Source organism: Oricola thermophila, assembly GCF_013358405.1.
GTDB lineage: Bacteria > Pseudomonadota > Alphaproteobacteria > Rhizobiales > Rhizobiaceae > Oricola > Oricola thermophila.
The window spans coordinates 3,358,760-3,383,605 of record NZ_CP054836.1 but is presented as its reverse complement, the minus strand read 5'-3'; the positions used below and the strand labels follow the sequence as shown (position 1 = coordinate 3,383,605).

29 protein-coding genes are annotated in these 24,846 nt (G+C 67.7%); 15 read left to right on the top strand and 14 right to left on the bottom strand.

Translation table 11 applies throughout. The features are described 5' to 3' along the window. The first annotated feature begins 246 nt into the window (after positions 1 to 246). From ccmA to HTY61_RS16290, 6 genes are all read left to right on the top strand, one after another. Positions 247 to 861, top strand: coding sequence for a heme ABC exporter ATP-binding protein CcmA (ccmA, locus tag HTY61_RS16315; protein WP_175277794.1), 615 nt, complete (start codon positions 247 to 249; stop codon positions 859 to 861). Beyond that, positions 858 to 1,523, top strand: coding sequence for a heme exporter protein CcmB (gene ccmB / locus HTY61_RS16310; RefSeq protein WP_175277793.1), 666 nt, complete (start codon positions 858 to 860; stop codon positions 1,521 to 1,523). The genes ccmA and ccmB overlap by 4 nt, the downstream gene beginning before the upstream one ends. A 45-nt stretch (positions 1,524 to 1,568) precedes the next feature. Continuing rightward, positions 1,569 to 2,354: a heme ABC transporter permease gene (locus HTY61_RS16305; RefSeq protein ID WP_175277792.1), complete on the top strand. Its 786-nt coding sequence runs from the start codon at positions 1,569 to 1,571 to the stop codon at positions 2,352 to 2,354. A gap of 4 nt (positions 2,355 to 2,358) precedes the next feature. After that, positions 2,359 to 2,526, top strand: a complete 168-nt coding sequence (gene ccmD, locus HTY61_RS16300; RefSeq protein WP_175277791.1) for a heme exporter protein CcmD — start codon at positions 2,359 to 2,361, stop codon at positions 2,524 to 2,526. Next, a complete protein-coding gene (locus HTY61_RS16295; RefSeq protein WP_175277790.1) occupies positions 2,523 to 3,170 on the top strand; it encodes a DsbE family thiol:disulfide interchange protein in 648 nt (215 codons plus the stop codon). The genes ccmD and HTY61_RS16295 overlap by 4 nt, the downstream gene beginning before the upstream one ends. A gap of 158 nt (positions 3,171 to 3,328) precedes the next feature. After that, on the top strand, positions 3,329 to 3,835 hold the full coding sequence (locus tag HTY61_RS16290; RefSeq protein WP_175277789.1) for a GNAT family N-acetyltransferase: 507 nt from the start codon (positions 3,329 to 3,331) through the stop codon (positions 3,833 to 3,835). 15 nt (positions 3,836 to 3,850) lie between these two features. On the opposite strand, the gene HTY61_RS16285 is transcribed toward HTY61_RS16290, so the two are convergent. Further along, positions 3,851 to 4,459, bottom strand: a complete 609-nt coding sequence (locus HTY61_RS16285; RefSeq protein WP_175277788.1) for a hypothetical protein — start codon at positions 4,457 to 4,459, stop codon at positions 3,851 to 3,853. A gap of 145 nt (positions 4,460 to 4,604) precedes the next feature. Here HTY61_RS16285 and ppa point away from each other — a divergent pair, with 145 nt between their 5' ends. Continuing rightward, positions 4,605 to 5,135, top strand: a complete 531-nt coding sequence (gene ppa, locus HTY61_RS16280) for an inorganic diphosphatase (protein WP_175277787.1) — start codon at positions 4,605 to 4,607, stop codon at positions 5,133 to 5,135. 47 nt (positions 5,136 to 5,182) lie between these two features. Here ppa and HTY61_RS16275 read toward each other — a convergent pair whose 3' ends face one another. Beyond that, complete coding sequence (locus HTY61_RS16275; protein ID WP_175277786.1) at positions 5,183 to 5,506, bottom strand: DUF167 family protein; 324 nt, start codon at positions 5,504 to 5,506, stop codon at positions 5,183 to 5,185. Next, complete coding sequence (locus HTY61_RS16270) at positions 5,506 to 5,799, bottom strand: YggT family protein (RefSeq protein WP_175277785.1); 294 nt, start codon at positions 5,797 to 5,799, stop codon at positions 5,506 to 5,508. Before HTY61_RS16270 ends, HTY61_RS16275 begins: the two co-directional genes overlap by 1 nt. Positions 5,800 to 5,949: 150 nt before the next feature. Here HTY61_RS16270 and HTY61_RS16265 point away from each other — a divergent pair, with 150 nt between their 5' ends. Continuing rightward, on the top strand, positions 5,950 to 7,194 hold the full coding sequence (locus HTY61_RS16265) for an MFS transporter (protein WP_175277784.1): 1,245 nt from the start codon (positions 5,950 to 5,952) through the stop codon (positions 7,192 to 7,194). Here HTY61_RS16265 and HTY61_RS16260 read toward each other — a convergent pair. From HTY61_RS16260 to hemC, 6 genes are all read right to left on the bottom strand, one after another. Next, complete coding sequence (locus tag HTY61_RS16260; RefSeq protein ID WP_175277783.1) at positions 7,191 to 7,907, bottom strand: glutamine amidotransferase; 717 nt, start codon at positions 7,905 to 7,907, stop codon at positions 7,191 to 7,193. The genes HTY61_RS16265 and HTY61_RS16260 overlap by 4 nt on opposite strands. Beyond that, positions 7,904 to 8,374 carry a tellurite resistance TerB family protein gene (locus HTY61_RS16255; protein WP_175277782.1) on the bottom strand — a complete coding sequence of 157 codons (471 nt, stop codon included), beginning with the start codon at positions 8,372 to 8,374 and terminating at the stop codon, positions 7,904 to 7,906. Before HTY61_RS16255 ends, HTY61_RS16260 begins: the two co-directional genes overlap by 4 nt. A 51-nt stretch (positions 8,375 to 8,425) precedes the next feature. Further along, positions 8,426 to 10,150 carry a heme biosynthesis protein HemY gene (locus HTY61_RS16250; RefSeq protein ID WP_175277781.1) on the bottom strand — a complete coding sequence of 575 codons (1,725 nt, stop codon included), beginning with the start codon at positions 10,148 to 10,150 and terminating at the stop codon, positions 8,426 to 8,428. Between the two features lie 12 nt (positions 10,151 to 10,162). Beyond that, complete coding sequence (locus HTY61_RS16245) at positions 10,163 to 11,608, bottom strand: COG4223 family protein (RefSeq protein WP_175277780.1); 1,446 nt, start codon at positions 11,606 to 11,608, stop codon at positions 10,163 to 10,165. Between the two features lie 81 nt (positions 11,609 to 11,689). After that, positions 11,690 to 12,430, bottom strand: coding sequence for a uroporphyrinogen-III synthase (locus HTY61_RS16240; protein WP_246273065.1), 741 nt, complete (start codon positions 12,428 to 12,430; stop codon positions 11,690 to 11,692). Further along, the gene (hemC, locus tag HTY61_RS16235) at positions 12,427 to 13,371 is read right to left on the bottom strand and encodes a hydroxymethylbilane synthase (RefSeq protein ID WP_428978268.1); all 945 of its coding nucleotides are present in this window, start codon (positions 13,369 to 13,371) and stop codon (positions 12,427 to 12,429) included. Before hemC ends, HTY61_RS16240 begins: the two co-directional genes overlap by 4 nt. A 102-nt stretch (positions 13,372 to 13,473) precedes the next feature. Between hemC and tsaD the strand changes: the two genes are divergently transcribed. The 5 genes from tsaD to HTY61_RS16210 are packed head-to-tail and all read left to right on the top strand — an operon-like array spanning position 13,474 to position 17,133. Beyond that, positions 13,474 to 14,556 (top strand): tRNA (adenosine(37)-N6)-threonylcarbamoyltransferase complex transferase subunit TsaD, encoded by a 1,083-nt coding sequence (gene tsaD, locus HTY61_RS16230; protein ID WP_175277777.1) that lies wholly within the window; start codon positions 13,474 to 13,476, stop codon positions 14,554 to 14,556. Beyond that, positions 14,553 to 15,536: an NAD(P)H-dependent glycerol-3-phosphate dehydrogenase gene (locus HTY61_RS16225; protein WP_175277776.1), complete on the top strand. Its 984-nt coding sequence runs from the start codon at positions 14,553 to 14,555 to the stop codon at positions 15,534 to 15,536. Before tsaD ends, HTY61_RS16225 begins: the two co-directional genes overlap by 4 nt. Before the next feature lie 58 nt (positions 15,537 to 15,594). Next, positions 15,595 to 16,026, top strand: a complete 432-nt coding sequence (locus HTY61_RS16220) for an EVE domain-containing protein (RefSeq protein ID WP_175277775.1) — start codon at positions 15,595 to 15,597, stop codon at positions 16,024 to 16,026. 5 nt (positions 16,027 to 16,031) lie between these two features. After that, positions 16,032 to 16,676 (top strand): class I SAM-dependent methyltransferase, encoded by a 645-nt coding sequence (locus HTY61_RS16215; protein WP_175277774.1) that lies wholly within the window; start codon positions 16,032 to 16,034, stop codon positions 16,674 to 16,676. A 55-nt stretch (positions 16,677 to 16,731) separates the two neighbouring features. Beyond that, positions 16,732 to 17,133, top strand: a complete 402-nt coding sequence (locus HTY61_RS16210; RefSeq protein WP_175277773.1) for a DUF1761 domain-containing protein — start codon at positions 16,732 to 16,734, stop codon at positions 17,131 to 17,133. On the opposite strand, the gene HTY61_RS16205 is transcribed toward HTY61_RS16210, so the two are convergent. Beyond that, positions 17,130 to 17,687, bottom strand: coding sequence for a L,D-transpeptidase family protein (locus HTY61_RS16205; RefSeq protein WP_175277772.1), 558 nt, complete (start codon positions 17,685 to 17,687; stop codon positions 17,130 to 17,132). The two genes, HTY61_RS16210 and HTY61_RS16205, sit on opposite strands and share 4 nt — an antisense overlap. Before the next feature lie 122 nt (positions 17,688 to 17,809). Between HTY61_RS16205 and HTY61_RS16200 the strand changes: the two genes are divergently transcribed. Beyond that, the gene (locus HTY61_RS16200) at positions 17,810 to 18,493 is read left to right on the top strand and encodes a response regulator transcription factor (RefSeq protein ID WP_175277771.1); all 684 of its coding nucleotides are present in this window, start codon (positions 17,810 to 17,812) and stop codon (positions 18,491 to 18,493) included. A gap of 105 nt (positions 18,494 to 18,598) precedes the next feature. After that, positions 18,599 to 19,063, top strand: coding sequence for a cyclic nucleotide-binding domain-containing protein (locus HTY61_RS16195; protein ID WP_175277770.1), 465 nt, complete (start codon positions 18,599 to 18,601; stop codon positions 19,061 to 19,063). Here HTY61_RS16195 and HTY61_RS16190 read toward each other — a convergent pair. The 4 genes from HTY61_RS16190 to HTY61_RS16175 form a co-directional block, all read right to left on the bottom strand. Further along, positions 19,060 to 19,869, bottom strand: a complete 810-nt coding sequence (locus HTY61_RS16190) for an exodeoxyribonuclease III (RefSeq protein ID WP_175277769.1) — start codon at positions 19,867 to 19,869, stop codon at positions 19,060 to 19,062. The genes HTY61_RS16195 and HTY61_RS16190 overlap by 4 nt on opposite strands. Before the next feature lie 108 nt (positions 19,870 to 19,977). Beyond that, complete coding sequence (locus tag HTY61_RS16185; RefSeq protein ID WP_175278601.1) at positions 19,978 to 20,613, bottom strand: outer membrane lipoprotein carrier protein LolA; 636 nt, start codon at positions 20,611 to 20,613, stop codon at positions 19,978 to 19,980. Positions 20,614 to 20,720: 107 nt separating this feature from the next. Beyond that, positions 20,721 to 23,141, bottom strand: a complete 2,421-nt coding sequence (locus HTY61_RS16180) for a DNA translocase FtsK (protein ID WP_175277768.1) — start codon at positions 23,139 to 23,141, stop codon at positions 20,721 to 20,723. 354 nt (positions 23,142 to 23,495) lie between these two features. Further along, the gene (locus tag HTY61_RS16175; protein WP_428978295.1) at positions 23,496 to 24,815 is read right to left on the bottom strand and encodes an ammonium transporter; all 1,320 of its coding nucleotides are present in this window, start codon (positions 24,813 to 24,815) and stop codon (positions 23,496 to 23,498) included. Between the last annotated feature and the right edge of the window lie 31 nt (positions 24,816 to 24,846).

Sequence of the window (24,846 nt, the reverse complement as noted above, 5' to 3'; positions counted from 1 at the left end):
CGCAACGATTTTGCGCTCGTGAAGATGCGGGTGCGACCATTTCCGCTGTCCGCCCCTGCCAGACCACGCGAAGAGGCCCGACATACAGGTCGGCTTGAATGGGTTTGCGCACCGGCCGCTGGTGCGATGCGCCCCCTATAGAGCAGTTTTTTGACCGTTTCCAGACCATCGAAAGTCAAAAAGTCGCGGGGTATTGCCTCGCCGGCGCCACCCGTGCCAGATGCCCTGCGGAACAGGGGGACCCCCATGCGACTGATCGTCACCGATCTTGCCGTGGACCGCGGCGCCGGAATCGTCTTCGACGGCGTCGGCTTCTCGCTGGCCGATGGCGAGGGCCTTCTCGTCACCGGACCGAACGGCGCCGGCAAGTCGACGCTGATCCGCGCCGTCGCCGGCCTGCTGCGCCCGAGCGCGGGCAGCGCCCGGATCGAGGACGCCGGGGCCCGCTGGCCGACGGTCGCCGCCGCGTCGCACTATCTCGGCCCCGCCAACGCCATGAAGCCGGCCCTTTCGGTGGCCGAGAACCTTTCCTTCTGGCAGGCCTTCCACGGCAGCCCGCAACTTTCGGTCGACGAGGCGCTGGCCACGGTCGGCCTCGGACACACCCGCGACCTGCCCTTTTCCTACCTTTCGACCGGCCAGCGCCGCCGCGTCGCCATCGCCCGGCTGCTGCTCAATTTCCGGCCGGTCTGGCTGCTGGACGAGCCGACCTCCGGCCTCGACGCGGCGTCGGAAGCGCATTTCGCGGGCCTTGTCCGCGACCACCTGCGCGCCGGCGGCATCGTCGTCGCCGCGACCCATCTTCCCATCGCCGTCGACGGCATGAAACGGCTGGAATTCGCCGTGGCGAGGGCGGCATGACGGCGCTGATCCTCCGCGACATCCGGATCGGCGTGCGCGCCGGCGGCGGCATGCTGATCGGCATATTGTTCTTTCTCGCCGTGATCGCGGTGGTGCCGTTTGCCGTCGGGCCGGACCTCAACCTGCTGGCGCGCATCGGCCCGGCCATATTGTGGATCGGCGCGCTGCTGGCCTCGCTGCTCGGCCTCGACCGGCTGTTCCAGGCCGACCGCGAGGACGGATCGCTCGACCTCATGGTCATGGCCGGGCACGACCAGCCGCTTTCGCTGACGGTCTTCGCCAAGTGCGTCGCCCACTGGCTGACCACCGGCCTGCCGCTGGTGGTCGTCTCTCCGGCGCTTGGCCTGCTGATGAACATGGAACCGGCGGCGATCCTGGCCACCTCGCTCACGCTGCTCGCCGGAACGCCGGCCGTCACCTTCATCGGCGCCACCGGCGCGGCGCTGGCGGTCGCCCTGCCGCGCGGCGGCCTTCTCGTTTCCGTGATGGTGCTGCCCTTCGTCATTCCCGTCCTTATTTTCGGCGTGATGGCGGCCTATGGCGCGGTCGAGGATCCGGCGCCCTTCACGCAGCCCTTCCTGCTGCTCTGCGCGCTGACCCTGTTCTTTGCCGCGCTGGGGCCGCTGGCGGCGGGCGCGGCGCTGAAGGCGGCGTCGGATTGACCGGAGTCAATTGCGAAGGCGGTGCCGACAAAGTAAGGAAGTGGCATGAGTGAAACGACCGCACAGGCCCGACGCTTCAGCATTTCCGCACTCGCCAACCCGACGCGGTACCTTTCCTACTCGGGAAGGATCATGCCGTGGCTCGGCGCGTTGAGCGCGCTGCTGCTGGCCGTGGGCCTGTGGATGGCCTTCACCGCGCCGCAGGACTACCAGCAGGGCGAGACCGTGCGCATCATGTATGTCCACGTCCCGTCCGCCTGGTTGTCCATGATGGGCTACATGGTCATGGCCGTCTCGGCGCTCGGCACGCTGATCTGGCGCCACCCGCTGGCGGACGTGTCGATACGGGCCGCCGCCCCGATCGGCGCCGCCTTCACCTTTCTCGCGCTGGCCACCGGCTCGCTCTGGGGCAAGCCGATGTGGGGAACCTGGTGGGTCTGGGACGCGCGGCTGACCTCCATGTTCGTGCTTTTCCTGATGTATCTCGGCGTCATCGCCCTGCAGCGCGCCATGGACGATCCCGTGAAGGCCGCCCGCCCGGTGGCGATCCTCGTCCTCGTCGGCACGGTCAACATTCCGATCATCAAGTTCTCCGTCGACTGGTGGAACACGCTGCACCAGCCGGCGGCGGTGATCCGGCTCGACGGCCCGACCATCCATCCCAGCCTGCTGTGGCCGCTGCTCGTCATGGCGCTCGGCTTCACGGCTCTGTTCTTCTTCATGCACATGGTCGCCATGCGCACCGAGATCTGGCGCCGCCGCATCGCCTCCATGCGCCGCGCCTCGGCGCAGGAGCGCCGGGCCGCGACCCGGCCGGTTCTGGCGGAGTGACACAATGACCCACGAACAGTTCGTCCTTGCCTCCTACGCCCTGACGGTACTCGTCCTCGGCGGCCTCGGGCTGTGGCTCTGGCTGGATCGCCGCGCCCGGCTGGCCGAGATGAAGCGGCTGGAGGAGGCCGGCCTGCACCGCCGTTCCGAGAACGGAAGCCCGCGCCCATGACCGAGACCGAGACCGAGACCGAGACCGAGACCGAGACCGAGACCGAGACCGAGACTGCCCGCAAGCCGGGACGCCGGAAGGTCAATCCCGCCGTCTACATTCCGGGCCTTGCCTTCTTCGCCCTCGTCGTGCTGTTCGCCGTCATCATGGCGCGGCCCGGTCGCGACGCCAGCGAGGTGCCCTCCATGCTGCTCGGCAAGCCGGCGCCGACGATCACCCTGCCGGCGATAGAGGGCCTTGAAGGCCCGGACGGCGCACCGCTGCCGGGGCTCGATCTCGCGGCCCTCGCCGGCAGGCCGGTCCTGGTCAATGTCTGGGCGTCCTGGTGCGTGCCCTGCCGACAGGAGCATCCCTTCCTGATGGCGCTCGCCGAGCGCGAGGGCGTCACCATCGCCGGGCTGAACTACAAGGACAAGACGGAGAACGCGATCGGCTTCCTGTCCCGCCTGGGCAATCCCTATGCCCAGGCCGGGGCCGACCGGACGGGCCGCGCGGCGATAGAATGGGGCGTTTACGGCGTTCCCGAATCATTCGTTGTCGACTCCGCCGGAACCGTCCTTTACAAGCATGTCGGTCCGTTGACACCGGAGGCAATCGAGACCGAGATCCTGCCCCGCCTGAGGGGGGCGGAAACGGGGGAATGAGTCTTCCGTCGGGCGGCACCCGGAACCGCGACGCATCGGGGTTCTGTGGATAACGAGGCACAATATTTTGGGGAAACGTGGTCCTCGATGCGTTTTGATGTTCACAACCGGGCAAAGCCGCTTGCCCCCGACCTGACGCTGAAGCAAGGTGCGCGATCATGACGTCGCTCACCATCGATATCAGGCCCGCATCCGGGAGGGACGCCGACCAGATCGCCGAGGTCCACGAGGCCTCTTGGCGCAATGCCTATGACGGCATCATCCCGCACAAGTCGCTCCAGGCCATGATCTCCCGGCGCCATGCCGGCTGGTGGCGGCGTGCCATCACCCGCGGTACCTCCGTCATGGTCGTCGACATGGGCGGGCTGATCTCCGGCTACTGCACCTACGGCCTCAACCGCGCCCGCGCCCTTCCGCAGGAGGGCGAGATCTACGAGCTATACATCCGCCCCGAATACCAGGGGATCGGCCTCGGCACATGCCTGTTCGACGCCGCCCAGGGCAGCCTGAAGAACCATGGCTGCCGCGGCCTCGTCGTCTGGGCGCTGGAGGACAACCAGATGGCGATGCGCTTCTACGCGGGCCATGGCGGCCGCGACATCGCGCAGGGCTTCGAGACCTTCGAGGAACGCCAGCTGCGCAAGGTCGCCTTCGTCTGGTCGTAAACTGCCGGCGTCCGACTAGTTTCCGAACACCCTGACCGGATCGAGGGCCAGCGGCCCGCGTTCGCCGTGATAGCGCGGCTCCTCCTCGCGACAGGCGAAATCCCGCGCGAACGTGTCGGCGACCTCGCGCGCCAGCACATTGGCATCGGCATTGGCCAGCGCATCGACATAGCCGACCACGCAGGCATCGCCCACGCCGGGCTGGCCGACCTTCGAGACGACGAGCACCTGGCCGCGATGCCCGGCATCGGGGCTTCCGGTCTCGGGATTGATGCCGTCGATGAACCAGCGCAGGATGGTGGCGAAGGGCACGCCCCCGTCGAGCCGCCATTCCACCGTGTCGCCCGCGCCGTTGAAGGTGACGAAACTCTCCCAGGCGGGCTCCCCGTACCAGGGGCCGAGATGGCCGAAGAACACGCTCTGGCGCAGATCGCCCTCCGCCAGCAGGACGCCGTAGCCGCCATGGCCCGGACAGGAGAACGTGCCGCCCATCGGGTCGGCCGACAGCGCCACGCAATCCGCCGGCACGTCCAGCCGCGTGTAGACGCTGGCGACGTCTTCGGCGGCGGTCGCGGCCGACGCTGCCAGGACGAGTCCGGCGGAAAGGGTGAGTGCGCGCTTCATGGATCCGGTCTCCTTTGCGCCGGCAGGATGCCATCGCCGCGCGCCGTCGGCAACTCGGTCCGCCATCCTGCGGCCACGGTGGGCGGGCATTGTTGCGCCGCACATAAAAACCCGTTATCAGCCGCGGGACTCAAGGAGTAACCGGATGCGTATCGAAGCAATCGCGATTGGCGAAAATCCGCCAGAAGACATCAACGTCATCATCGAGGTTCCGGTCGGCGGCCAGCCGATCAAGTACGAGATGGACAAGGACGCCGGCGTTCTCGTCGTCGACCGCTTTCTCTACACGCCGATGGCCTATCCCGGGAACTACGGTTTCGTGCCGCACACGCTGTCCGACGATGGCGACCCGATCGACGTGCTGGTCTGCAACACGCGCCCGCTGATCCCCGGCTGCGTCATCAATGTGCGCCCGATCGGCGTCATGCTGATGGAGGACAATTCGGGCCAAGACGAGAAGATCATCGCCGTTCCGACCCATGCCCTGACCAAGCGCTACGACAATGTGAAGGACTACAGGGACCTGCCCGAAATCACGCTCAAGCAGATCGAGCATTTCTTCGAGCACTACAAGGATCTCGAGCCGGGCAAGTGGGTGAAGATCGGCGGCTGGCAGGATACCGGCACGGCGAGGACGCTGATCCTCGAGGCGATCGAGCGCGCGAAGAAGGCATAGACAGGGCCGGCGACCGTTCGGTCGCCGCGTCTGCCCTGCCGTTCCATTCAGTCCGCGAGGTCTTTCGCCAGGCCGGCAAGCGCCGCCTCGGCTTCGCTTGCCTCGACGCGCACGGTCTTGTCGCGCGCCGTGTCGCCCGCAACGACCGCGAAGGCCGATTTCGGCAGATGGAGCGCCTTCGACAGGATCGCGACAACGGCCTTGTTGGCCTTGCCCTTTTCGGGCTGCGCCGTAACGCGCACGCGCAGCCGCGCCTGGCCGTCATCGCGGATCTCGACACCCTCGATGGCGTTGCGCGACGCGTTCGGCGTCACCCGCAGGAAGAGATCGGCATGTCCGTCGCCTGCCCGGAAGAAGGCGGGCCGGCCCATCAGATGATGGCCGGCGCCAATACGTTGATGATGGCGCGCTCGACGAAGAAGATGCCCACGAACAGGACGATCGGGGAGATGTCGATGCCGCCGAGATCCGGCATCACCCGCCGGATCGGCCTGAGCAGCGGCTCGGTCGCCTTGTAGAGGAAGTCGCCCACCATCGCCACGAAGCGGTTGGAGTTGTTGACGATGTTGAAGGCATAGAGCCACGAGAAGATGACCATCGCGATAACGATCCACTTGTAGATGCCGATCGCGAACAGAAGCGTTTGAATGATCGTCAGGCCCACGCGCGTTCTCCTTTTCCGGTCGTCCGATCACTTAGGCATTCGGCCGCCCGCATGCAAGCCGGTGCGGCGCATGGGGCGGCACGCCATTTTTGACAGGTTGGCAATTTCGCCTTTGCCAAAACGGTCCCGAGCCAATATCGGTGGACGGCCATGACTTCCGATGCTCCCGAATCGACCGGCGGCAAGCGCTTCGCCGCATTCTCCCACGCCGCCTTCCTGCGGTACTGGACGGCGCGTTTCTTCACCACCTTCGCGGTGCAGATCGTGGCGGTCGCCGTCGGCTGGCAGGTCTACGACCTGACCCGCGATCCGATGGATCTCGGCATCATCGGCCTGGTGCAGTTCCTGCCGCTCCTGCTGCTGGTCCTGGTGACCGGCACGGTGGCGGACCGCTATGGCCGCCGCCTCGTCATGGGTGCGGCGACCGGGCTGGAACTGGCCTGCGCGGGCGCGATCCTGTTCTTCTCCATGCGCGGCCTGGAAAGCCCGCTGCCGATCTTCGTCGCACTGGTCGGCATGGGCATCGCGCGCGCCTTCTACGGCCCGGCGTCGCAGTCCCTGGTGGTCAACCTCGTGCCCGAGCACGACTTCGCCAACGCCGTGGCCTGGAATTCCTCGGCCTGGCAGGTGGCGAGCATCGTCGGGCCGGTGGCCGGCGGCCTGCTCTACGGGATCGGTCCCAATGTCGCCTACGCGGTCGCGGCGGCGATGCTGGCGGCCTCGCTCGTCCTCATCACGCAGATCCCCAAGCCGCCCGCGCGCGGCAAGGTGAAGAAGGTGACCTTCTCGTCCCTGTTCGACGGGTTGCGCTTCATCCGCAAGGAAAAGGTGGTCCTGGGTGCGATCTCGCTCGATCTCTTCGCCGTGCTGCTCGGCGGCGCGGTGGCGCTGCTGCCGGTATTTGCCCGCGACATACTGCATCTCGGCCCCTGGGGTCTCGGAATGCTGCGCGCCGCGCCCGGCATCGGCGCCATCGTCATGGCCGCCTATCTCGCCGCCTCGCCGATCACCGACCGCGCAGGCCGGATCCTTCTGCTCTTCGTCGGCCTGTTCGGCCTCTTCACGGTGATATTCGGCCTGTCGACCATCGCCTGGCTGTCGATCGTCGCCCTGGCGCTGGTCGGGGCGGCGGACATGGTCAGCGTCTATGTGCGCGAGACCCTGCTGCAGCTGTGGACGCCCGACGAGGTGCGCGGGCGCGTCAACGCGGTCAACATGGTCTTCCTCGGCGCCTCCAACGAGCTCGGCGAGTTCCGCGCCGGCTTCATGGCCGCCTTCATCGGGGTGGTGCCGGCGGTGGTTTTCGGCGGCGTCGGTGCCGTCGGAGTCGCCGTCGCCTGGGCCTTCCTGTTCCCGCAGCTGCGCGACGCGCGCTACCTGCACCGCCGCGGCTAGGCCTTTCCGCCGCGCAGGAACACGAGATCGAGGAATTCCTCCAGCCAGCGGCGCACCGGCGCGTCGTAGAGCAGGCGGCCCTGCAGGTGTTCGCGCGCCTGCTGCGCGCCGGGCAGGTCGAAGCGGTGCGCGCCGCGCACCACCCAGCGCTGCATCATCACCTGCGTCAGCTCGGCATGGAACTGGACGCCCCACGCATTGTTCCCGTAGCGCAACGCCTGGTTCTCGTAGGTCTCGCCCGTCGCCAGCCGCACCGCGCCGGCGGGCAGCGAGAAGCCCTCGCGGTGGAACTGGTAGATCATCTCCGGCCAATCCATCAGCGCCCGGCCTTCCGCCGTGGCGCGGAGCGGGTACCAGCCGATCTCGACAAGCCCGTCCGGGCGGCCCTGCACCGTGCCGCCGAGATGGCGGACCAGCATCTGCGCGCCGAGGCAGATGCCGATCAGCGGCTTGTCCTCCTTCAGCGGCACGCCCATCCAGTCGATCTCGGTGCGGACGTGGTCATCCCCGTCATTGGCGCTCATCGGCCCGCCGAACACGACGGCACCGGAATGGGCCGCCAGCGTGGCGGGCAGCGGGTCGCCGAGCGGCGGACGCCGGATGTCGAGCGGAAAGCCCATCCGCGTCAGCATCTGGCCGACGCGCCCCGGCGTCGACGTTTCCTGGTGCAGGACGATCAGGACCGGATCGCGGCCCCCCTCGCGTACCGTCACTCCTGTTCCCCCGTCCGTGCCTGTACCGCCTGGCGCAGCAGGACCCGTTCGCGCCCGTCCACGCCGAGCAGCTCGGACACCCGCCAGACGAGATTGTCTTCCAGCTCGTGGTTGACGCCGTCGGCGTAGACGATCTCCCAGAGCAGCTCGATGAAATGGACGCGCTCTTCCGCCGACAGGCTCTTCATCAGCACCGAGGTGAACTGGTAGAGATCGACCGCCTCGGAATCGGCATCGCGCGCCGCCTCGATCAGCCGCTCGAGCTCGTCTTTGCCCAGCGAATATGTCGCCTCGAGCACCTCGGCCAGCCGCGCCTTCTCGGATTCGTGCACGACGCCGTCGGCGCCCATGACGTGATACATCAGCGCGGCGGCGGCAAGGCGCGGGTCGTCGCGCGTGAACGCGGCCCCTTCCTCGCCTGCCCCGGCTCCGATCTCCCTGAAAAACGCGGCGATTCGTTCGAACATGTCCCTATACCTCGCCGGGAAACTGTCAGTTTGCCGGCGGCAGTGCAACAATCAAAACAGGCGAAAGCGCCTGGGCGGTTCCCCGGGCCGGGCATCGGGATCGACGCCGGGATCGTCGGGGATCGGCGGAACCGGTTCGCCCGCCTCCGCCGGCGGTTCCGCCATCGCCGCTGCCGCCGCCCTTTCCTCCGCCGCGGGCGACGGCATCACGGTCACGTCGTCGGCGTCGTCCTCCGGCTTCTCCGTCGCCGCTGCCTGTTCGGCCTGCGCGGGCACGGTCTCCGCCTCGCCCGCCGGGGCGAGCGCTTCGGCTCCAGATCCGGTTCCGGTTTCGACATCGTCCGTCACCGGTTCGGCCTCGATCACCGGGCCGGTCTCCTCCGGCGCCACGGTCTCCGGCGCCGCCGTATCCGGCGCGGCATCGGCGACCGCGACCGCGGCGATGCCCGGAACCATCGGGTCGAGATCGTTCTCCAGCACCGGGCCGAGCCGCTCGACCGGGACCTTCCACTCGAAGGCGTCGAGCCGGCCGGTGATCGGCGACACCGGCGCCCATGTCTCCGACACGTAGCCGTCCGCCGTCCATGCCGGGTCGCGGGGCGCGCGCACGGCGCGGGCCAGCCACTCGCGCACCTTGCCCTGGTCGCCGGTCTCGGCGTCCTCGATGTCGGCCATCAGCATGAACGCGCCCTCGCGCGGCTCGTTGCGCAGCACGGCGGCGACCGCCTTGCGCGCGGTATCGAACTCGCCGGCCTCCATCGCCATCTGGCCGACGATCATGAAGGATTCGACGTGGTTCGGCTTGAGCTGTTCTAGCCGCTTCGCCCGCTTGAGCCGGTCATGCGCGGAATCGCCCGGCCGGGCGTTGACATAGGCCAGCGCCACCTCCGGATGCGGCGCCTTGCGCCACGTGGTTTCGAGAATGTTCGACCCCCTGCGCAGGTCGTTCTGGCGGAACAGCGCCTGCGCGGCTGCAACCGCGGCCGGCGCGAAGTCGGGCGCGAGCTTGTGCGCCTCCAGCGCCGCCGACTTCGCCCTGGCGGGATCCTTTTCCAGGTTGTCCATCGCCTGCGCGGTCAGCAGCACGGCACGCCTGCGCTTGACGGTGTCGCGATCGAGCTGTTTCGCCTTCTTCTGGCTTTCCAGCAACCGGATGGCGCCGTCCCAGTCGCCGGCGGCCGTCTTCAGCTCGAGTGCCGCCGTGGCCGCCCAGGCCAGTTGCGGGGCCAGCTGCGCCGCCTTCTCGGCGTAGTGCCTCGCCGCCTCGCGGTCCCCGAGCCGCTTGGCCTCCATGTAGAGGCCGCGCAGGCCGAGATTGCGCAGCTCAGGATCGTCGAGCATCGCCTCGAACTTCTCGCGCGCATCCTCGTTCCTGCCTTCGACGAGGCTCGCCTGCGCGTCGAGAAGCTGTATGAGCGGCTCGGTCGTCGCGTCGAGGAGGCCGTCCGCCTGTTTCAGCATTCTGCGCGCGGTGACGCTGTCGCCGGCGCCGGCGGCAATGATCCCGGTGGACAGCGACTGGTAGCCGCGGTCGCGCCGCCGCGCCCGGAAGAAGCGCTGAACGCGCTGCGGCGAGGTGAGAACGGCGCGGAATACCCACCACGTGGCCATGATCGCGACGAAGAGAGCCGCGAGCGCCACGGCTGCAAACATCAGCGTGACGGTGATCTCGTAGCCGGCGACCTGCATGATGATGGTACCCGGCGTGTCGGCGATCCGGGCGAAGCCGTAACCGAGAGCGGTGACGACGATGATGAAGAACAATACGCGCAGCATGTCGGTCACTCCCTACCGGTCCGTTTCCCGGGCACCGGGCCCGGTCGCGCCCGCAAGCACCTTCGACAAAAGCGCGTCGAGTTCGCGTCGTGCCCTGACATCTGCCATGAAATCGGCCGAGGCCGCCTTCGGACCCTCGGGCAGCTTTTCCCATTCGGCGACGACCGCATCGAGATCGCCCCGCGAAAGCGCCACTTCCATCCGTGCGGCGATGGCGCCGGGCTCCTCGCCCTCGACCTCGCCGACCGGGCGCACCTTCACGAGCGACCTGGCGCTCGCCATCAGTCGTTCGGCGATGCCGGCATCCTCGTCGACCCCCTGCGTTGCATCGACGATGGAATTGGCGACCGCCGGGAACCGCTCGACCAGCGCGGCTACCGTCGGAACGCCGGATGCCGCGTAATCGCGCAGCGCCGCCACGGTCTCCTCGTCCGTCCCCAGCGAGGCATAGGCCTCCAGCTCGGCCATGAAGCCGGTGCCGCGATCGGCTGCCGATTTCAGCGCCGTGGCCGCGATCGCCGTGGCCACCCGGCTTCCGGCGCCGGTCTCGATCTCGCCCTCGAGCGCGGCGACCCGCCCCGAAAGTGCGGCAATGTCGTCACGCAGCGCGGCGACCGCCTCTCCCGTCCGCGTCGCTTCGCTCCGGATCGCGTCCAGCTCGGCCGGATCGGCGCCCGGCGCGGCCGTCTCGATGCCCGCGACGGAAGCGGACAGGGCTGCCAGTTGCGCCTCCAGATCGCCGACGCGTCCCGCCAGCGTCTCCAGCCCGGGTCCCTCGCCGGCGTCACCCGACGAGATCGACTCCGACAGCGCGCCAACCCGCTCCTGCAATGCGGCGAGCGCCTGCGCATTGGCCTCGGTCGCGGAACGCGCGGCCTCGAGGCCGGTCGCGATATCCTGCGGCAGTTCCGGCGCGGCGCCGTCGATTTCCGCGATCTTTCCGGCCAGGGCGTCGATCTGCGCCTGCAGCGGCGAGAGGTCGGGTTCCGGCGCGGCGCGCATCGACGGCAGCAGCCCGGCCCATTGGAGCCCGCCGGCAAGCAGCAGCGCGACAACGCCACCGATCACGCCGCCGCCGAGCCAGGCCAGCCCGCCGCCCGACGGGCGTCCGGTCGCGGCGTCCGCCCTGGGTCCGCCCTGCGCGGGCGGTTCCTTTCCGCCGCCGCTGCTCCCGGCAGATGCCGCCTTCTGCGCCGTCTTGGCATCACCGCCCGGCCCGTTCTCCACCGCCCCACGCGCGGCGCTGTCGGCATCGGGCGATTTCGTCGCCGCCTTTTTCTCCGCTGTTGCCTCGATCGTCTCGGCGGCAGTCTTGCGGCCGAACTCCAGGGCCACCGGCTCGGCCTCGTGCACGTTCTCGGCCGGTTTTTTCCCTGCCTTGACCTCGGTTGCCTCCAGGTCGAGCGTGACCGGCTTGCGCGTCGGCTTGCTGCGCCGGCTAGTCGGCTTCTGGGTCATCGGAAACTCCTGCGGAATCGGTTTGAGCCGTCTTAGCACGGCTTTCGCAAAGCAAAAGGGCGGGAGTAGGGAATCGCGGCGTCAGGCCGCAAAGGCGGCGCGCAAAGCCGCAAGGAGATTTTCCTCGTTCGGGGCCGCCGCGACTGCCGCGCGCGCGCGCAGCGAGCCGGGAAGCGCCTCGGCTATCCGTTCCGACAGCACGAAAAGTCGTGCGTTTTCAAGGATATGGGGAATGTCATCCGTGGCGGAGCCGGAAAGGGCCTGCGCCGAAAGCGCGGAATGGAGCAGCACCGCATCCGGCCTGCGGCCGGAAAGCGCGGCGGAAAGTTTCTCAGTCGGCCAACTGACTGAAACGGTCTCGTAGACCTCCGCCAGGCGGCAGGAAATGCCCTTCTCTGCGAGTTTTCCCTCAAGGTCGCCGGTCCGCCGCCGCCCGCACAAATAGAGCCCGGACCGGCCCGCCGGCTCGCTTTCCGCAATCAGCGCCACGAGGTCGTCGACGGCGCCCCGTGCCGACACGACGTCGCGAAAGCCCCGTGCCCGCGCCTCGGCGGCGGTGGCATCGCCCACCACATAAGTCTTGCGGGCGGAAAGCGTTCTCGCGAGCGAGGCAGGCGCCAGCCGGAAGGCATTGCCGCTGGTCGCGGCGACGAAATCCGTTCGCTCCGCTTCCTCCGGGGCGACCTCCGGCGCGACAGCGCCGACCTCCGTCAGCGGCAGGACCAGCGGCTCGAACCCCATCCCGGCGATGCGCACCGCGGTCCTGTCGGCGCCCGGCTGCGGCCGGGTGATCCAGACGAGGGGACGCGCCGCGCCGCTCATTGCCACGACGAGAAGAAACCGTCTCCCGCGGCCTGCCGCAGCTTGCGGCCGGCCTCGCGACCGAGCGCGGCGGCATCGCCGGGCGCACCCTCGAGCGCGGTCTCGTGCGCCTGCGTGCCGTCCGGCGTCAGGATCATGCCGCGAAAGGCCAGCGCCCCGTCGGCGACCGTCGCCAGTCCGGCGATCGGGGTGCGGCAGGACCCGTCGAGCTCGGCGAGGAAGGCGCGTTCGCAGGCAAGCGCCGTGGCGGTGGCTTCGTGGTTCAGCGGCTCGACCAGCGCGTCCGTGCGCGGGTCTCCCGCGCGGCCCTCGATGCAGATCGCGCCCTGCCCCGGCGCGGGCGGGAAGAAACCGGTGTCCATCAGGTCGGTGATGATGTCGGTCTTGCCCAGCCGCCTGAGACCGGCATTGGCGAGCAGGGTCGCGTCCGCAACCCCTTCCGCGAGTTTGCGCAGCCGCGTCTGCACGTTGCCGCGGAACTGCACCACCTCGATATCCGGCCTCAGCCTACGGATCAGCGCCTGGCGCCGGAGCGAGGACGAGCCGACCACGGCGCCGCGCCGCAGGTCCCTCAGCGATTTCGCCTTCTGAGAAATGAAGGCATCGCGGGGATCCTCGCGTTCGAGGAATGCGGTCAGCGCCAGCCCGTCCGGCAGCACGGTCGGCATGTCCTTCGACGAATGCACGGCAAGATCGATCCGGCCGTCGCGAAGCTGCTCCTCGATTTCCTGCGTGAACAGGCCCTTGCCGCCGACCTCGGCCAGCGGCCGGTCCTGGATCCGGTCGCCCGCCGTCGAGATGACGACGATCTCGATCCGGTCCGCGGACATGCCGTGGGCGGCGACGAGCCGGTCGCGCACCTCGTGTGCCTGTGCCAGTGCCAGCGGGCTGCCCCGCGTTCCGATCCTGATTGCGTCCTGCCCTGCCATCACTGTTTGCAAGCCTGCCGTTCCGTGTTACCCGAAGCCGGACAGGTAACCCCAATTCCGCCCATCGGCAACCGCGCCCGATGACGCGGCATCCCCGGAAGCGGCCCGAATTCCATGACCACCGTACTTGGCATCGAGACAAGCTGCGACGAGACGGCGGCAGCGGTCGTCCGGCGTGCCGGCCCCGGCGCACCGGGCGAGATCCTGTCCAACGTCGTCTACAGCCAGATCGACGACCATGCCGCCTATGGCGGCGTCGTGCCCGAAATCGCCGCGCGCGCCCATGTCGAGGCGCTCGATTCCATCATCGCCCGCGCGCTGGCCGAGGCCGGAACGACATTCGGCGACATCGATGCCGTCGCCGTCACTGCCGGCCCCGGCCTTATCGGCGGACTGATGGTCGGCGTCATGACCGCCAAGGCGATCTGTGCGGCGAAGAGCCTGCCGCTGGTCGCCGTCAATCACCTCGAGGGCCATGCCCTGACGCCACGCCTGACCGACGGCATCGGGTTTCCCTACCTGCTTCTGCTCGTTTCCGGCGGCCACACCCAGATCGTGCTGGTGAGGGGGCTCGGCGACTATGCCCGCTGGGGCACGACAATCGACGACGCGCTTGGCGAGGCCTTCGACAAGACGGCAAAGCTGCTTGCCCTGCCCTATCCGGGCGGTCCGGCGGTGGAACGCGAGGCGGCGAAGGGCGATCCGAAGCGCTTCGCCCTGCCGCGCCCGATGAAGGGCGAGGACAGGCTGGACTTCTCCTTTTCCGGCCTCAAGACGGCCGTGCGACGCGAAGCGACCGCGCTGGCGCCGCTGACCGACCGCGATGTCGCCGATCTCTGCGCCTCGTTCCAGGCCGCCGTCACCGACACGCTGGCCGATCGCGTGGAGCGCGCCCTTGCCCGCTACCGCGCCGAGGTCGCGGACGGTCCGGCGGATTTCGTCGTCGCCGGCGGCGTCGCCGCCAATGCGGCGATCCGCGCCATGCTGGCCGAAACCTGCGAGCGGCACGGCTTCACCCTGCACGCGCCGCCGCTGAACCTCTGTTCCGACAACGCGGTGATGATCGCCTGGGCCGGGCTGGAACATTTCGACGGGGGCGAGACCAGCGGGCTGGATTTCGCGCCGCGCTCGCGCTGGCCGCTCGACGCGGATGCCGAGGCGTTGATCGGCGGCGGCAAGCGGGGAGCCAAGGCATGAGAACGGATCGCGTCGCCGTGCTCGGCGCCGGTGCCTGGGGCACGGCGCTCGCCACCTCGTTTCACCGTGCCGGGCTCGATTGCGTGCTGTGGGGGCGGGACGCGGAAACCGTGGCCGCCATCGTCGAAAGCCGGCGCAATCCGCGCTATCTCGGCGACATCGCCCTGCCGGAGGGCATGAAGGCCACGACCGACCTCGACACGGCTCTCGCCGGGGCCGGCATCGTCGTCCTCGCCGTGCCGGCGCAGACGATGCGCGGTTTCCTTTCCGCCATCGCCGACAGGACGCCGCCCGACGCCGTGTTCGTCTGCGTCGCCAAGGGGATCGACCGCGAGACCGGCCGGACCATGTCGGAGATCATCGACGAGATCGCCGGGCGCGATCGCTCGGCCGTGCTGTCTGGACCGAGCTTCGCGGCCGACGTGGCTTCCGGCCTGCCGACCGCGGTCACCGTTGCCGCGCACGACATCGAGGCGGCCAAGGCACTCGCCGCGGCGCTCTCGAGCCGCACCCTGCGCTGCTACGCCTCCGACGACCTGGCTGGCGTCGAACTGGGCGGCGCGCTGAAGAACGTGCTCGCCATCGCCGCCGGCATCGTCCACGGGCGCGCGCTCGGCGCAAGCGCGCTGGCGGCGCTGACGGCGCGCGGCTTTGCCGAGTTGCGGCGATTCGCCTCGGCGCTCGGCGCGCGGCCGGAGACGCTTTCCGGCCTGTCCGGCCTCGGCGACCTGATTCTCACCTGCGGATCGGAGAAATCGCGCAACTTCGCCTATGGCGCGGCCCTTGCACGCGGGGACGACCTCGGCGGCATGAAGCTGGCCGAGGGCGTCCACACGGCATCCGTGGCGGCACGGATGGCGCGCGAGCACGGCATCGACGCGCCGATCGTCTTCGCCGTCGACGCGATCCTGGCCGGCCGCATTTCCATAGACGAGGCGATGTCGGCGCTGATGTCGCGTCCGCTCAAGACCGAGACTTGACCGCGCGCGCCGCTTCGCTAGCAAGGCCGAAGGCACAATTCCTGTCCGGAGATGATTCATGGCGAATTACTGGTTGTTCAAGTCCGAGCCCTTCAAGTTTTCATGGGAAATGCTCAAGGAGAAGGGCGAGGCCGGCGAGGAATGGGACGGCGTGCGTAACTACCAGGCGCGCAACAACATGCGGGCCATGAAGATCGGCGACAAGGGCTTCTTCTACCATTCCAACGAGGGGCTCGAGATCGTCGGCATCGCCGAGGTCTGTGCCGAGGTGCACCCCGATTCGACCACGGACGACCCGCGCTGGGAATGCGTGGACATACGCGCCGTTTGCGACATGCCGAAGCCGGTGACGCTGAAAGAGGTGAAGGCCAATCCGAAGCTCGAGAACATGGCGCTGGTGACGTCCATGCGCCTGTCCGTCCAGCCGGTCACCGAGGACGAGTGGCTGGAAGTGTGCCGCATGGGCGGCCTCGACAACCCGCCGATGTGACGGCAATGGATCCCGACAGGGCGGAATTCATCCGCACCAACACCGCCGTGATGGCGCCGCCGCACGTGCCGGAAATCGCCCTGCACCTGGCCGACGAGGCCCACGACCTCTGGCACAAGACCGAGGAGGAGTTGCAGCGGATCGGCCTCGAACCGCCCTTCTGGGCCTTCGCCTGGGCCGGCGGCCAGGGGCTGGCGCGATACGTTCTCGACAATCCCGACTGCGTGAAGGGCCGCCGCGTGCTGGATTTTGCCACCGGCTCCGGCCTCGTGGCCATCGCCGCCGCGAAGGCGGGCGCGGCGCATGTGACCGCCGCCGACATAGATCCGTTCTGCGCAAGTGCCGTGGCGCTCAATGCCGGCCTGAATGACGCCGAAATCGCCTATGAGGGACGCGATCTCGTGGGCAGACCGGTCGACGCGGAGGTGCTGCTCGCCGGCGACGTCTTCTTCGACCGGGAGATGAGCGACGCCATCGTGCCCTGGTTCGAATCGCTTGCCGGCAGCGGTGTCCGGATCCTGGTCGGCGACCCGGGCCGCGCCTACCTGCCGCGCGGAAGGCTTTCCCGCCTGGCCGAGTACAACGTCGCCGTCACCCGCGCGCTGGAGGACGCGGAGACCAAGCGGACGAGCGTCTGGCAATTCGCTTGAGTTTTGCGCCGCCACGGTGTTCCTTTCTGCCGGGAGACACGAGAGGAGGACATTCATGACATTCGGCGGTGCGAACTACCTGGCGATCCTGGTCGCGGCCGTGGCGGCCTATCTTGCCGGCGCGATCTACTATGGCTGGCTTGGCAGGACATGGCTGGACGCGGCGCGCATAAAGCCGGAAGAGGCGAAGATGTCGCTGCCGCTGATGGTCACGGGGTTCGTCTGCGAACTTGTCATGGCCTGGGTGCTGGCCGGCGTGATCGGCCATCTCGGCGCGGTCACGATTCGCGCCGGCCTCCTTGCCGGCTTCCTGCTCTGGCTGGGATTCATCGCCACAACGCAGACCGTCAACCACCGCTACCAGGGCTTCGGCTGGAAGCTGACCCTGATCGACAGCGTCCACTGGCTGGTCGTGGCGCTCCTGATGGGCGGCATCATCGGCGCCTTCGGCGTCTAGAAGAGGGTTTTCACCACCGTTCCCGGACCGATGCGCGGCAGCAGCCGTCGCATCGTTTCCGGTGCCACCGCGATACAGCCCTCGGTCGGCGGGAAGCCGGGCTTCGCGACATGGAGGAAGATCGCCGAGCCGCCGTTGCGCCTGCGCCCGAATGGCAGCAGGTTCCAGTCGAGCACCAGGCAGACATCGTAGAGCCGGTCGTCGCGCAGCATCTTTTCATGGCTTGCGGCATAGGGCAGGCGCACCGGCCGGTTGTAGTTCGGGTCCGCCGGCGCGTCGCACCAGCCGTCGCGCGCCGTGATCGGCGTGAGCGGCACCAAGGTCGCGGGCCTGGCGAGCCGGTCGGGCCTGTACCAGCCGGCGACCACGCGCATCGCGCCGACCGGCGTGGCGCCGTCGCCCTCGCGCTTCGGCGCCCGCATTCCGGAGCGCCCCAGCGCACAGGAAAACGCCTCTTCGCCGGCGATCAGCAGGCCCCGGCGTCGGTCGCGCGGTGCGCGGCGGACCCAGAGCGTTGAAATGACCCGGTTTTTTCCTCGCCCTTTTTCGTTCAACTTTCTGTCCGATCACATATTGGTGCGATACGCGTGAGGTGCTTTCGCCGTTCACTTTTTCATGACAGGTACATGTGCATAGTGCGAATGTATCCGACACGGAATATTTCGAGGCCTTTGAAATGAATCCACGAACCATTCTTCTGGTCGACGACGACGAGGATCTGCGCGAGATGCTGGTCGAGCAGCTCGCGCTCTACGAGGAATTCATGGTTCTGGAGGAAGACACGGCCACCAAGGGAATACAGGCCGCGCGCGGCGGCGTGGTCGACCTGCTGATCATCGATGTCGGCCTTCCCGACATGGATGGCCGCGAGGCTGTGAAGATCCTGCGCAAGTCCGGCTTCAAGGCGCCGGTCATCATGCTGACCGGGCACGACACCGATTCCGACACCATTCTCGGCCTCGAGGCGGGCGCCAACGACTATGTCACCAAGCCGTTCAAGTTCGCCGTGCTGCTGGCGCGCATCCGCGCCCAGCTGCGCCAGCACGAGCAGAGCGAGGACGCCACCTTCGTCGTCGGCCCCTACACCTTCAAGCCCAGCCAGAAGCTCCTCATCGACGGCAACGGTTCGAAGATCCGCCTGACGGAGAAGGAATCGGCGATCATCAAGTATCTCTACCGCGCCGACCGCAAGGTCGTGACCCGCGACACCCTTCTCGAGGAAGTCTGGGGCTACAATTCCGGCGTGACGACCCACACGCTGGAAACCCACGTCTACCGGCTGCGCCAGAAGATCGAGAAGGATCCGTCCAACGCGCAGATTCTCGTCACGGAAAGCGGCGGATACAAGCTCAATCCTTAGCCCGCCGTCCTGCCGGCGCGGGCAAAAGCGTCCGCCTTGGCTTTTCAATCGCGAATCCGTCATATAACAGCGGCAGATACCGAATTTGCCGACAGGGCTCCGCATTTGTCGCTTGAAGATGATATTCGCATTCTTTCCGGCGTTTCGCTGTTCGAGGAGCTGAGCTCCGAGCAGCTGCGCCTGCTTGCCTTCGGCGCGGAGCGCATCAGGATCGCGAAGGGCCGCGAACTCTATCGCGAGGGCCAGAATGCCGAATGCGGCTACGTCGTCGTCTCGGGCAGCATAGACCTGTTCCGGGACACGTTGCGCGGCCGCCAGGTGGTCAGGCAGGCGGAACCGGGCGACCTGCTCGGCGAACTGGCACTGATCACCGAGACGCAGCGGCTCACCGGCGCGCTGGCGTCGGAGGAATCGCAGGTCATTCGCATCAACCGCAGCCTGTTCCGCCGCATGCTCGAGGAATATCCGGAAACCGCCGCAGCACTGCATGGCCGCCTGAAAGACCGGCTGAGCGACTTCCTTAAACAGATCGCGGCGCTGGACGGACGCTTCGACGGCGAACCGCTCTAGCCGTCCAGCCTGAACCTCGCGATCACCGGCACGTGGTCGGACGGCTTTTCCCAGCCGCGCGCCTCGCGCAGCACCGTGATGTCGGACAGCATCGGCTCGAGATCCGGCGAACCCCATACATGGTCGAGGCGGCGTCCGCGGTCGGACACGTCCCAGTCGCGCGCACGGTAGCTCCACCAGGTGTATATCTTCTCTTCCGGCGGGATGGCGACGCGGATCAGGTCGGACCAGCCGCCGGCCCTGCGCACATCCTCCAGCGTTTCCGTCTCGACCGGCGTGTGGCTGACGACCTTGAGGAGTTGCTTGTGCGACCAGACGTCGGTTTCCAGCGGCGCGATGTTGAGATCGCCGACCAGCAGCACCGAGTCGGCCCCGCCGGGATCGGCGGTTATGGTCCGCATCTCCTCGAGGAAGTCCAGCTTGTGCCGGAATTTCGGGTTGATTTCCGGGTCAGGCTCGTCCCCGCCCGCGGGAACGTAGAAATTGTGGATGCGCAGCGCACGGCGGGGCGTCCGGACGACGCAATCGAGGTGCCTTGTATCGCCGATGCCGCAGAAATCGCGGGCCTCGACCGCCTCGAGGGGAAATCTCGAGATCGTCGCCACGCCGTGATAGCCCTTCTGGCCATGCATCTCGACATGCTCGTAGCCCATCCGGTGAAAGGCCTTCAGCGGAAACTGGTCGTTCGGGCACTTCGTTTCCTGCAGGCACAGCACGTCGGGCTGCCAGGATTCCAGGAACGACTGGACCAGCGGCAGCCGCAGGCGGACCGAATTGATGTTCCAGGTGGCGACGGAAACGGTCATGGGATTCCCCGAAAGAGCTCTCGGTACATTTTCAGCCGCTTCCGCCGAAGACAAGCGGCCGGCGCGACATTCGCCGCGGCCGCCCACAGCAAAGCGCCGCGCGACCCGTCAGTTGCCCTGTTCGCGCCGGATGCGCTCGTAGGGGATGTCGAAGGTCTTGGCGCCGAACTTCACGCCCTGCTGGACATTGAACACCATCACCGTGGTGTCCTTGCCCTGGGCGTCGCGAATCGTCCACTGGCGCAGGTCGTAGCTCGCCGGATCGAACATCATGGTGATCTCGCTGTCGCCGAAAAGCTGCTTGTCGCCGATGACGATCGTCGTCAGCTCTTCGCCTTCCGTCACCTTGCGCACCCGCTTCTCGGTCAGGTCGATCCGGTCGCCGAGCAGCACCTTCAGCGGCGTCTTGCCGAGCGGGTACATGTCCCATGTGTTCAGCTTCTTGTTGTTGACGACGAGCGTCTTGCCGTCGGCCACCACCCGGATCGGCGAGGGCTCCTCGTAGAGGAACAGCATCTTGCCGGGACGTTCAATGTAGAACTTTCCGCCGGTCTGCTCGCCGTTCGGGCCGAACTGGACGAACTCGCCGGCCATGGTGCGCACGCTGGAAAAATGGTCCGCGATCCGCTGCGCGGCATCCTGGGCCGCGGCGGCGGGCGCGGCGGGAAGCACGGCCGCAAGGCCGGCGGCAGCGATGCCGGACAGGACATGGCGGCGGGAGAGGGCGACGGTGTTCTTGCTCATTCTTGTCATGGGACGAATCCCGGTCTTTCTGGTTTCGTTGGCCGCGACAGTTAGGCATCGAGTTTGTCCTCTCTGTGGCACCTGCCACATCGCGGACATGCCCCCTCCTAGACCTCGTCGTCTTCCGTCGGCACGAGAATCTCGCGCTTGCCCGCATGGTTGGCGGGACCGATGATTCCCTCCTCCTCCATGCGCTCGATCAGCGAAGCGGCGCGGTTGTAGCCGATGCCCAGCCGGCGCTGGATGTAGGAGGTCGACGCCTTCTTGTCGCGCAGCACGATGGCGACGGCCTGGTCGTAGGGATCGTCGGACTCGCCCATTCCGCCGGCGGCGCCGGAGGCGGCGGCGTCCTCCTCGTCTTCCTCGGTCACCGATTCGAGATATTCCGGCACGCCCTGCGTCTTCAGGTGGGCGACGATTTCCTCGACCTCGCGGTCGGACACGAAGGGGCCGTGCACGCGCTGTATGCGCCCGCCGCCGGCCATGTAGAGCATGTCGCCCATGCCGAGCAGCTGTTCCGCGCCCTGCTCGCCGAGGATGGTGCGGCTGTCGATCTTCGACGTCACCTGGAAGGAGATGCGCGTCGGGAAGTTCGCCTTGATCGTGCCGGTGATGACATCGACCGAGGGACGTTGCGTGGCCATGATGACGTGGATTCCGGCGGCACGTGCCATCTGGGCCAGGCGCTGCACCGCGCCCTCGATGTCCTTGCCGGCAACCATCATCAGGTCCGCCATCTCGTCGATGATGACGATGATGTAGGGCATCGGCTCGAGATCCAGGGTCTCGGTCTCGTAGATCGCCTCGCCGGTCTCGCGGTCGAACCCGGTCTGCACCGTGCGCGTGATCGGCTTGCCCTTCTTCGCCGCCTCGCGGACCTTGGCGTTGAAGCCGTCTATGTTGCGCACGCCGATCTTCGACATGTTCTTGTAGCGCTGCTCCATCTCGCGGACGGTCCATTTCAGCGCCACGACGGCCTTCTTCGGATCGGTAACCACCGGCGTCAGCAGGTGCGGAATGCCGTCATAGACGGACAGTTCCAGCATTTTCGGGTCGATCATGATGAGCCGGCATTCTTCCGGCGTCATCTTGTAGAGGATCGACAGGATCATGGTGTTGATGGCGACCGACTTGCCCGAGCCGGTGGTACCGGCGACCAGCAGGTGCGGCATCTTGGCGAGATCGGCGATCACCGCCTCGCCATTGATCGTCTTGCCCAGGGTGAGCGCCAGCTTGGCCTTGGAGGAATCGTAGGCCTGGGAGGAGATCAGCTCGCGCAGGAACACCGTCTCGCGGCGCGCGTTCGGCAGCTCGATGCCGATGGCATTGCGGCCCGGCACGACGGCGACGCGCGCCGCCACGGCGCTCATGGAGCGGGCGATATCCTCGGCAAGGCCGATCACGCGGCTCGACTTGATGCCGGGCGCCGGTTCCAGCTCGTAGAGCGTGACCACCGGGCCGGGACGGACCTGGATGATCTCGCCGCGCACGCCGAAATCCTCCAGCACGCCTTCCAGCACGCGCGCATTGGCCTCCAGCGCCTCGGCGGACAGGCTCGCGTCCCTGGCGACGTTCTTTGGTTCGGCGAGCAGATGGATCGGCGGCAGTTCGAAACCGCCATCCGGAAGGAAGCTCGTCTGCGCCTCGCGCTGCACGCGCACCGAAGGCTTCGGCTTCGGCGCGGCCGGCGCGACGCGCACAGGGGAAGCGGCGGCATCCGGTTCGGCGCCGCGCACCGGCTGGGGCGCCCAGTCATCGTCGTCGTCGCGGTAGTCATCCTCCACGGCGTCCGGCATGTCCTCGCCGGCGAATTCCGGTTCGACCCGTGAACCCGGTTCCTCCGCCACGATCCTGCGCCGCGATGCGGAAGGCCTTCGCCGCGAGCCGAACACGGCCCGGCGCAGCGCCGAGCGCAGCGTGTAAAGGCCGTGAATCACGGCACCGAGCGTCACGAATCGCCCGCCGGCCTCTTCGTCATCGTCACCGGCATCGCTTTCCTCCGTCTCATGCCACATGAAACCGCATGACACGGCCATGGCGTAGAAAGCCGCCGGCATCGCCACGAGGAAGGCCAGCAGGCGCACCCATCCCTCGGGGTAGCCGCCGCTCAGCATGCCGGGCAGGCGCAGCACCATGTCGCCGAGGACGCCGCCGAGCCCGGTGGGCAGCGGCCAGTGCGCGGTCACGGGCAGGCAGCCGATCGCCGCGGCGGTCAGCACCGCGGCCAGCGGCCAGACGGCGAGGCGGCGCAATGCATGCGGCCAGTAGTGCCCCCGGATGCGCGCATGGCCCCAGAAGACCAGCGGCACCAGGGCCGGAAGCGCCGCGATGCCGAAGAACTGCATCATCAGGTCGGCGAACACCGCGCCGGGGTAGCCCATCGCGTTGCCGACCGGCGCGTCGGTGGCGAAGCTCCAGCTCGGATCGGCCACGTTCCATGTCGCCAGCGCGAACAGGGCGAATGCGCTCAGCGTCCACAGGGCAAATCCGGCAACGATTTCCAGCTGCCGGCGCAGCAGCGCGCTCATGCCCGCCGAAAGCGGGCGGCCAGCGCCGCGACCGCGAGCCGGTCTCCTGTCTCCTGATATCGAAATGGCGTGTTCGGCCCGCATAGCCCAGCCCTGCTTTCCCCGGTTGACGAGTTCGCCCGGCCGGCACGGCGGGCGCAATTTCCCTGCCGCAGCCTATTGGAGCTTGGTTAAACAGGCATTAACCATCGGCGCCCCCGGCGCCATGGTGGGGGAAGGTCCTGCGGTGACCCGGACAAAAAAAGGGCCCGGTCGAATGACCGGGCCAGTTGGTGTGATGATAAACATCACGACGGGATGGAAAAGGGGACGGGCGATGGGAGGATGTACCGCCCGTCCCTGTCTCAGCGCGGACTAGCCGCGAGAGAATTCGGGATAGGCCTCGACGCCGATCTCGGCCTTGTCGAGTCCCATGGATTCCTCTTCGGGCGTGCAGCGGATGCCCATGATCGCCTTGAGGATGAACCAGACGATGAAGGCGCAGACCAGCGTGAACACGCCATAGGCGATGACGCCGACCAGCTGGACGCCGTAGCTCGTGTCCGCATTGGAGAACGGGACGATCAGCGTGCCCCAGATGCCCGCGAACAGGTGCACCGGGATGGCGCCGACGACGTCGTCGATCTTAAGCTTGTCGAGCAGCGGAACGGTGAACACCACGATCGCGCCGCCCACGGCACCGATCAGGATCGCCTGCCACACGGCCGGTGCCAGCGGCTCGGCGGTGATCGACACCAGGCCGGCCAGCGCGCCGTTGAGCACCATCGTCACGTCGACCTTCTTGTAGAGGATCTGCAGCAGGATGACGGTGGTCACCACGCCGGCGGCCGCGGCGATGTTGGTGTTGGCGAAGATGCGCGAGATGTCCGTCACGTCGGAGATCGTGCCCATGGCGAGCTGCGAGGCGCCGTTGAAGCCGAACCAGCCGAGCCACAGGATGAAGGTTCCGAGCGTGGCCAGCGGGATGCTGGAGCCGGGCATCGGGTTGATCTTGCCGTCCTCGTACTTGCCGGCGCGCGCGCCGAGCAGGATGGCACCGGCGAGAGCCGCCCAGCCACCGACCGAGTGAACCAGCGTCGAGCCGGCGAAATCGGAGAAGCCCATTTCGGACAGCCAGCCGCCGCCCCACTGCCAGGAACCGGCGATCGGATAGATGAAGCCGGTCAGCACCACCACGAAGATCAGGAACGGCCACAGCTTCATGCGCTCGGCCACCGTGCCCGAGACGATCGACGCCGCGGTCGCCACGAACACCATCTGGAAGAACCAGTCGGACGCCGTGGAGTAGCCGGTGTCAAGCGCGTCGCCGCCCACCGGATCGAAGGCATAGGTGCCGAGCGAGCCGATGAAGCCGCCGTCGACGCCCGAGTACATCAGGTTGTAGCCGACCAGCCAGTACATGATGCCGGCGATGGAATAGAGCGCGATGTTCTTGAGCGACTGCATCGACACGTTCTTGGAACGCACGAGGCCCGCCTCGAGCATGGCGAAGCCCGCGGCCATCCACATCACGAGGAAGCCGCCGATGAGGAAGAGCAGCGTGTTGAAGATGTATTGCACTTCAGGCGAAGCCCCGGTCGACGCCGCTTCGGCTTCCTGGCCGAAAGCGGGACCGGCGGTCAGCGCGCCCGCCGCGGCGAGACCCGCAAGGCCGTATCGGATACCCTTGGTCATATTCATGTTGTGTGAACTCCTGAGTAGATGT

Excerpts from the sequence above, each read along its gene's own strand:
- HTY61_RS16295 (WP_175277790.1), top strand. The coding sequence starts at position 2,523 with ATGACCGAGACCGAGACCGAGACCGAGACCGAGACCGAGACCGAGACC.
- HTY61_RS16225 (WP_175277776.1), top strand. The coding sequence starts at position 14,553 with ATGAGAACGGATCGCGTCGCCGTGCTCGGCGCCGGTGCCTGGGGCACG.
- HTY61_RS16285 (WP_175277788.1), bottom strand. The coding sequence starts at position 4,459 with ATGAAGCGCGCACTCACCCTTTCCGCCGGACTCGTCCTGGCAGCGTCG.
- HTY61_RS16250 (WP_175277781.1), bottom strand. The coding sequence starts at position 10,150 with ATGCTGCGCGTATTGTTCTTCATCATCGTCGTCACCGCTCTCGGTTAC.
- HTY61_RS16185 (WP_175278601.1), bottom strand. The coding sequence starts at position 20,613 with ATGAGCAAGAACACCGTCGCCCTCTCCCGCCGCCATGTCCTGTCCGGC.
- ccmD (WP_175277791.1), top strand. The coding sequence starts at position 2,359 with ATGACCCACGAACAGTTCGTCCTTGCCTCCTACGCCCTGACGGTACTC.
- HTY61_RS16220 (WP_175277775.1), top strand. The coding sequence starts at position 15,595 with ATGGCGAATTACTGGTTGTTCAAGTCCGAGCCCTTCAAGTTTTCATGG.
- HTY61_RS16215 (WP_175277774.1), top strand. The coding sequence starts at position 16,032 with ATGGATCCCGACAGGGCGGAATTCATCCGCACCAACACCGCCGTGATG.
- HTY61_RS16210 (WP_175277773.1), top strand. The coding sequence starts at position 16,732 with ATGACATTCGGCGGTGCGAACTACCTGGCGATCCTGGTCGCGGCCGTG.
- ppa (WP_175277787.1), top strand. The coding sequence starts at position 4,605 with ATGCGTATCGAAGCAATCGCGATTGGCGAAAATCCGCCAGAAGACATC.
- HTY61_RS16175 (WP_428978295.1), bottom strand. The coding sequence starts at position 24,815 with ATGACCAAGGGTATCCGATACGGCCTTGCGGGTCTCGCCGCGGCGGGC.
- HTY61_RS16190 (WP_175277769.1), bottom strand. The coding sequence starts at position 19,869 with ATGACCGTTTCCGTCGCCACCTGGAACATCAATTCGGTCCGCCTGCGG.
- ccmB (WP_175277793.1), top strand. The coding sequence starts at position 858 with ATGACGGCGCTGATCCTCCGCGACATCCGGATCGGCGTGCGCGCCGGC.
- HTY61_RS16200 (WP_175277771.1), top strand. The coding sequence starts at position 17,810 with ATGAATCCACGAACCATTCTTCTGGTCGACGACGACGAGGATCTGCGC.
- ccmA (WP_175277794.1), top strand. The coding sequence starts at position 247 with ATGCGACTGATCGTCACCGATCTTGCCGTGGACCGCGGCGCCGGAATC.
- HTY61_RS16290 (WP_175277789.1), top strand. The coding sequence starts at position 3,329 with ATGACGTCGCTCACCATCGATATCAGGCCCGCATCCGGGAGGGACGCC.
- HTY61_RS16305 (WP_175277792.1), top strand. The coding sequence starts at position 1,569 with ATGAGTGAAACGACCGCACAGGCCCGACGCTTCAGCATTTCCGCACTC.
- HTY61_RS16265 (WP_175277784.1), top strand. The coding sequence starts at position 5,950 with ATGACTTCCGATGCTCCCGAATCGACCGGCGGCAAGCGCTTCGCCGCA.
- HTY61_RS16255 (WP_175277782.1), bottom strand. The coding sequence starts at position 8,374 with ATGTTCGAACGAATCGCCGCGTTTTTCAGGGAGATCGGAGCCGGGGCA.
- HTY61_RS16180 (WP_175277768.1), bottom strand. The coding sequence starts at position 23,141 with ATGAGCGCGCTGCTGCGCCGGCAGCTGGAAATCGTTGCCGGATTTGCC.
- HTY61_RS16245 (WP_175277780.1), bottom strand. The coding sequence starts at position 11,608 with ATGACCCAGAAGCCGACTAGCCGGCGCAGCAAGCCGACGCGCAAGCCG.
- tsaD (WP_175277777.1), top strand. The coding sequence starts at position 13,474 with ATGACCACCGTACTTGGCATCGAGACAAGCTGCGACGAGACGGCGGCA.
- HTY61_RS16275 (WP_175277786.1), bottom strand. The coding sequence starts at position 5,506 with ATGGGCCGGCCCGCCTTCTTCCGGGCAGGCGACGGACATGCCGATCTC.
- HTY61_RS16240 (WP_246273065.1), bottom strand. The coding sequence starts at position 12,430 with ATGAGCGGCGCGGCGCGTCCCCTCGTCTGGATCACCCGGCCGCAGCCG.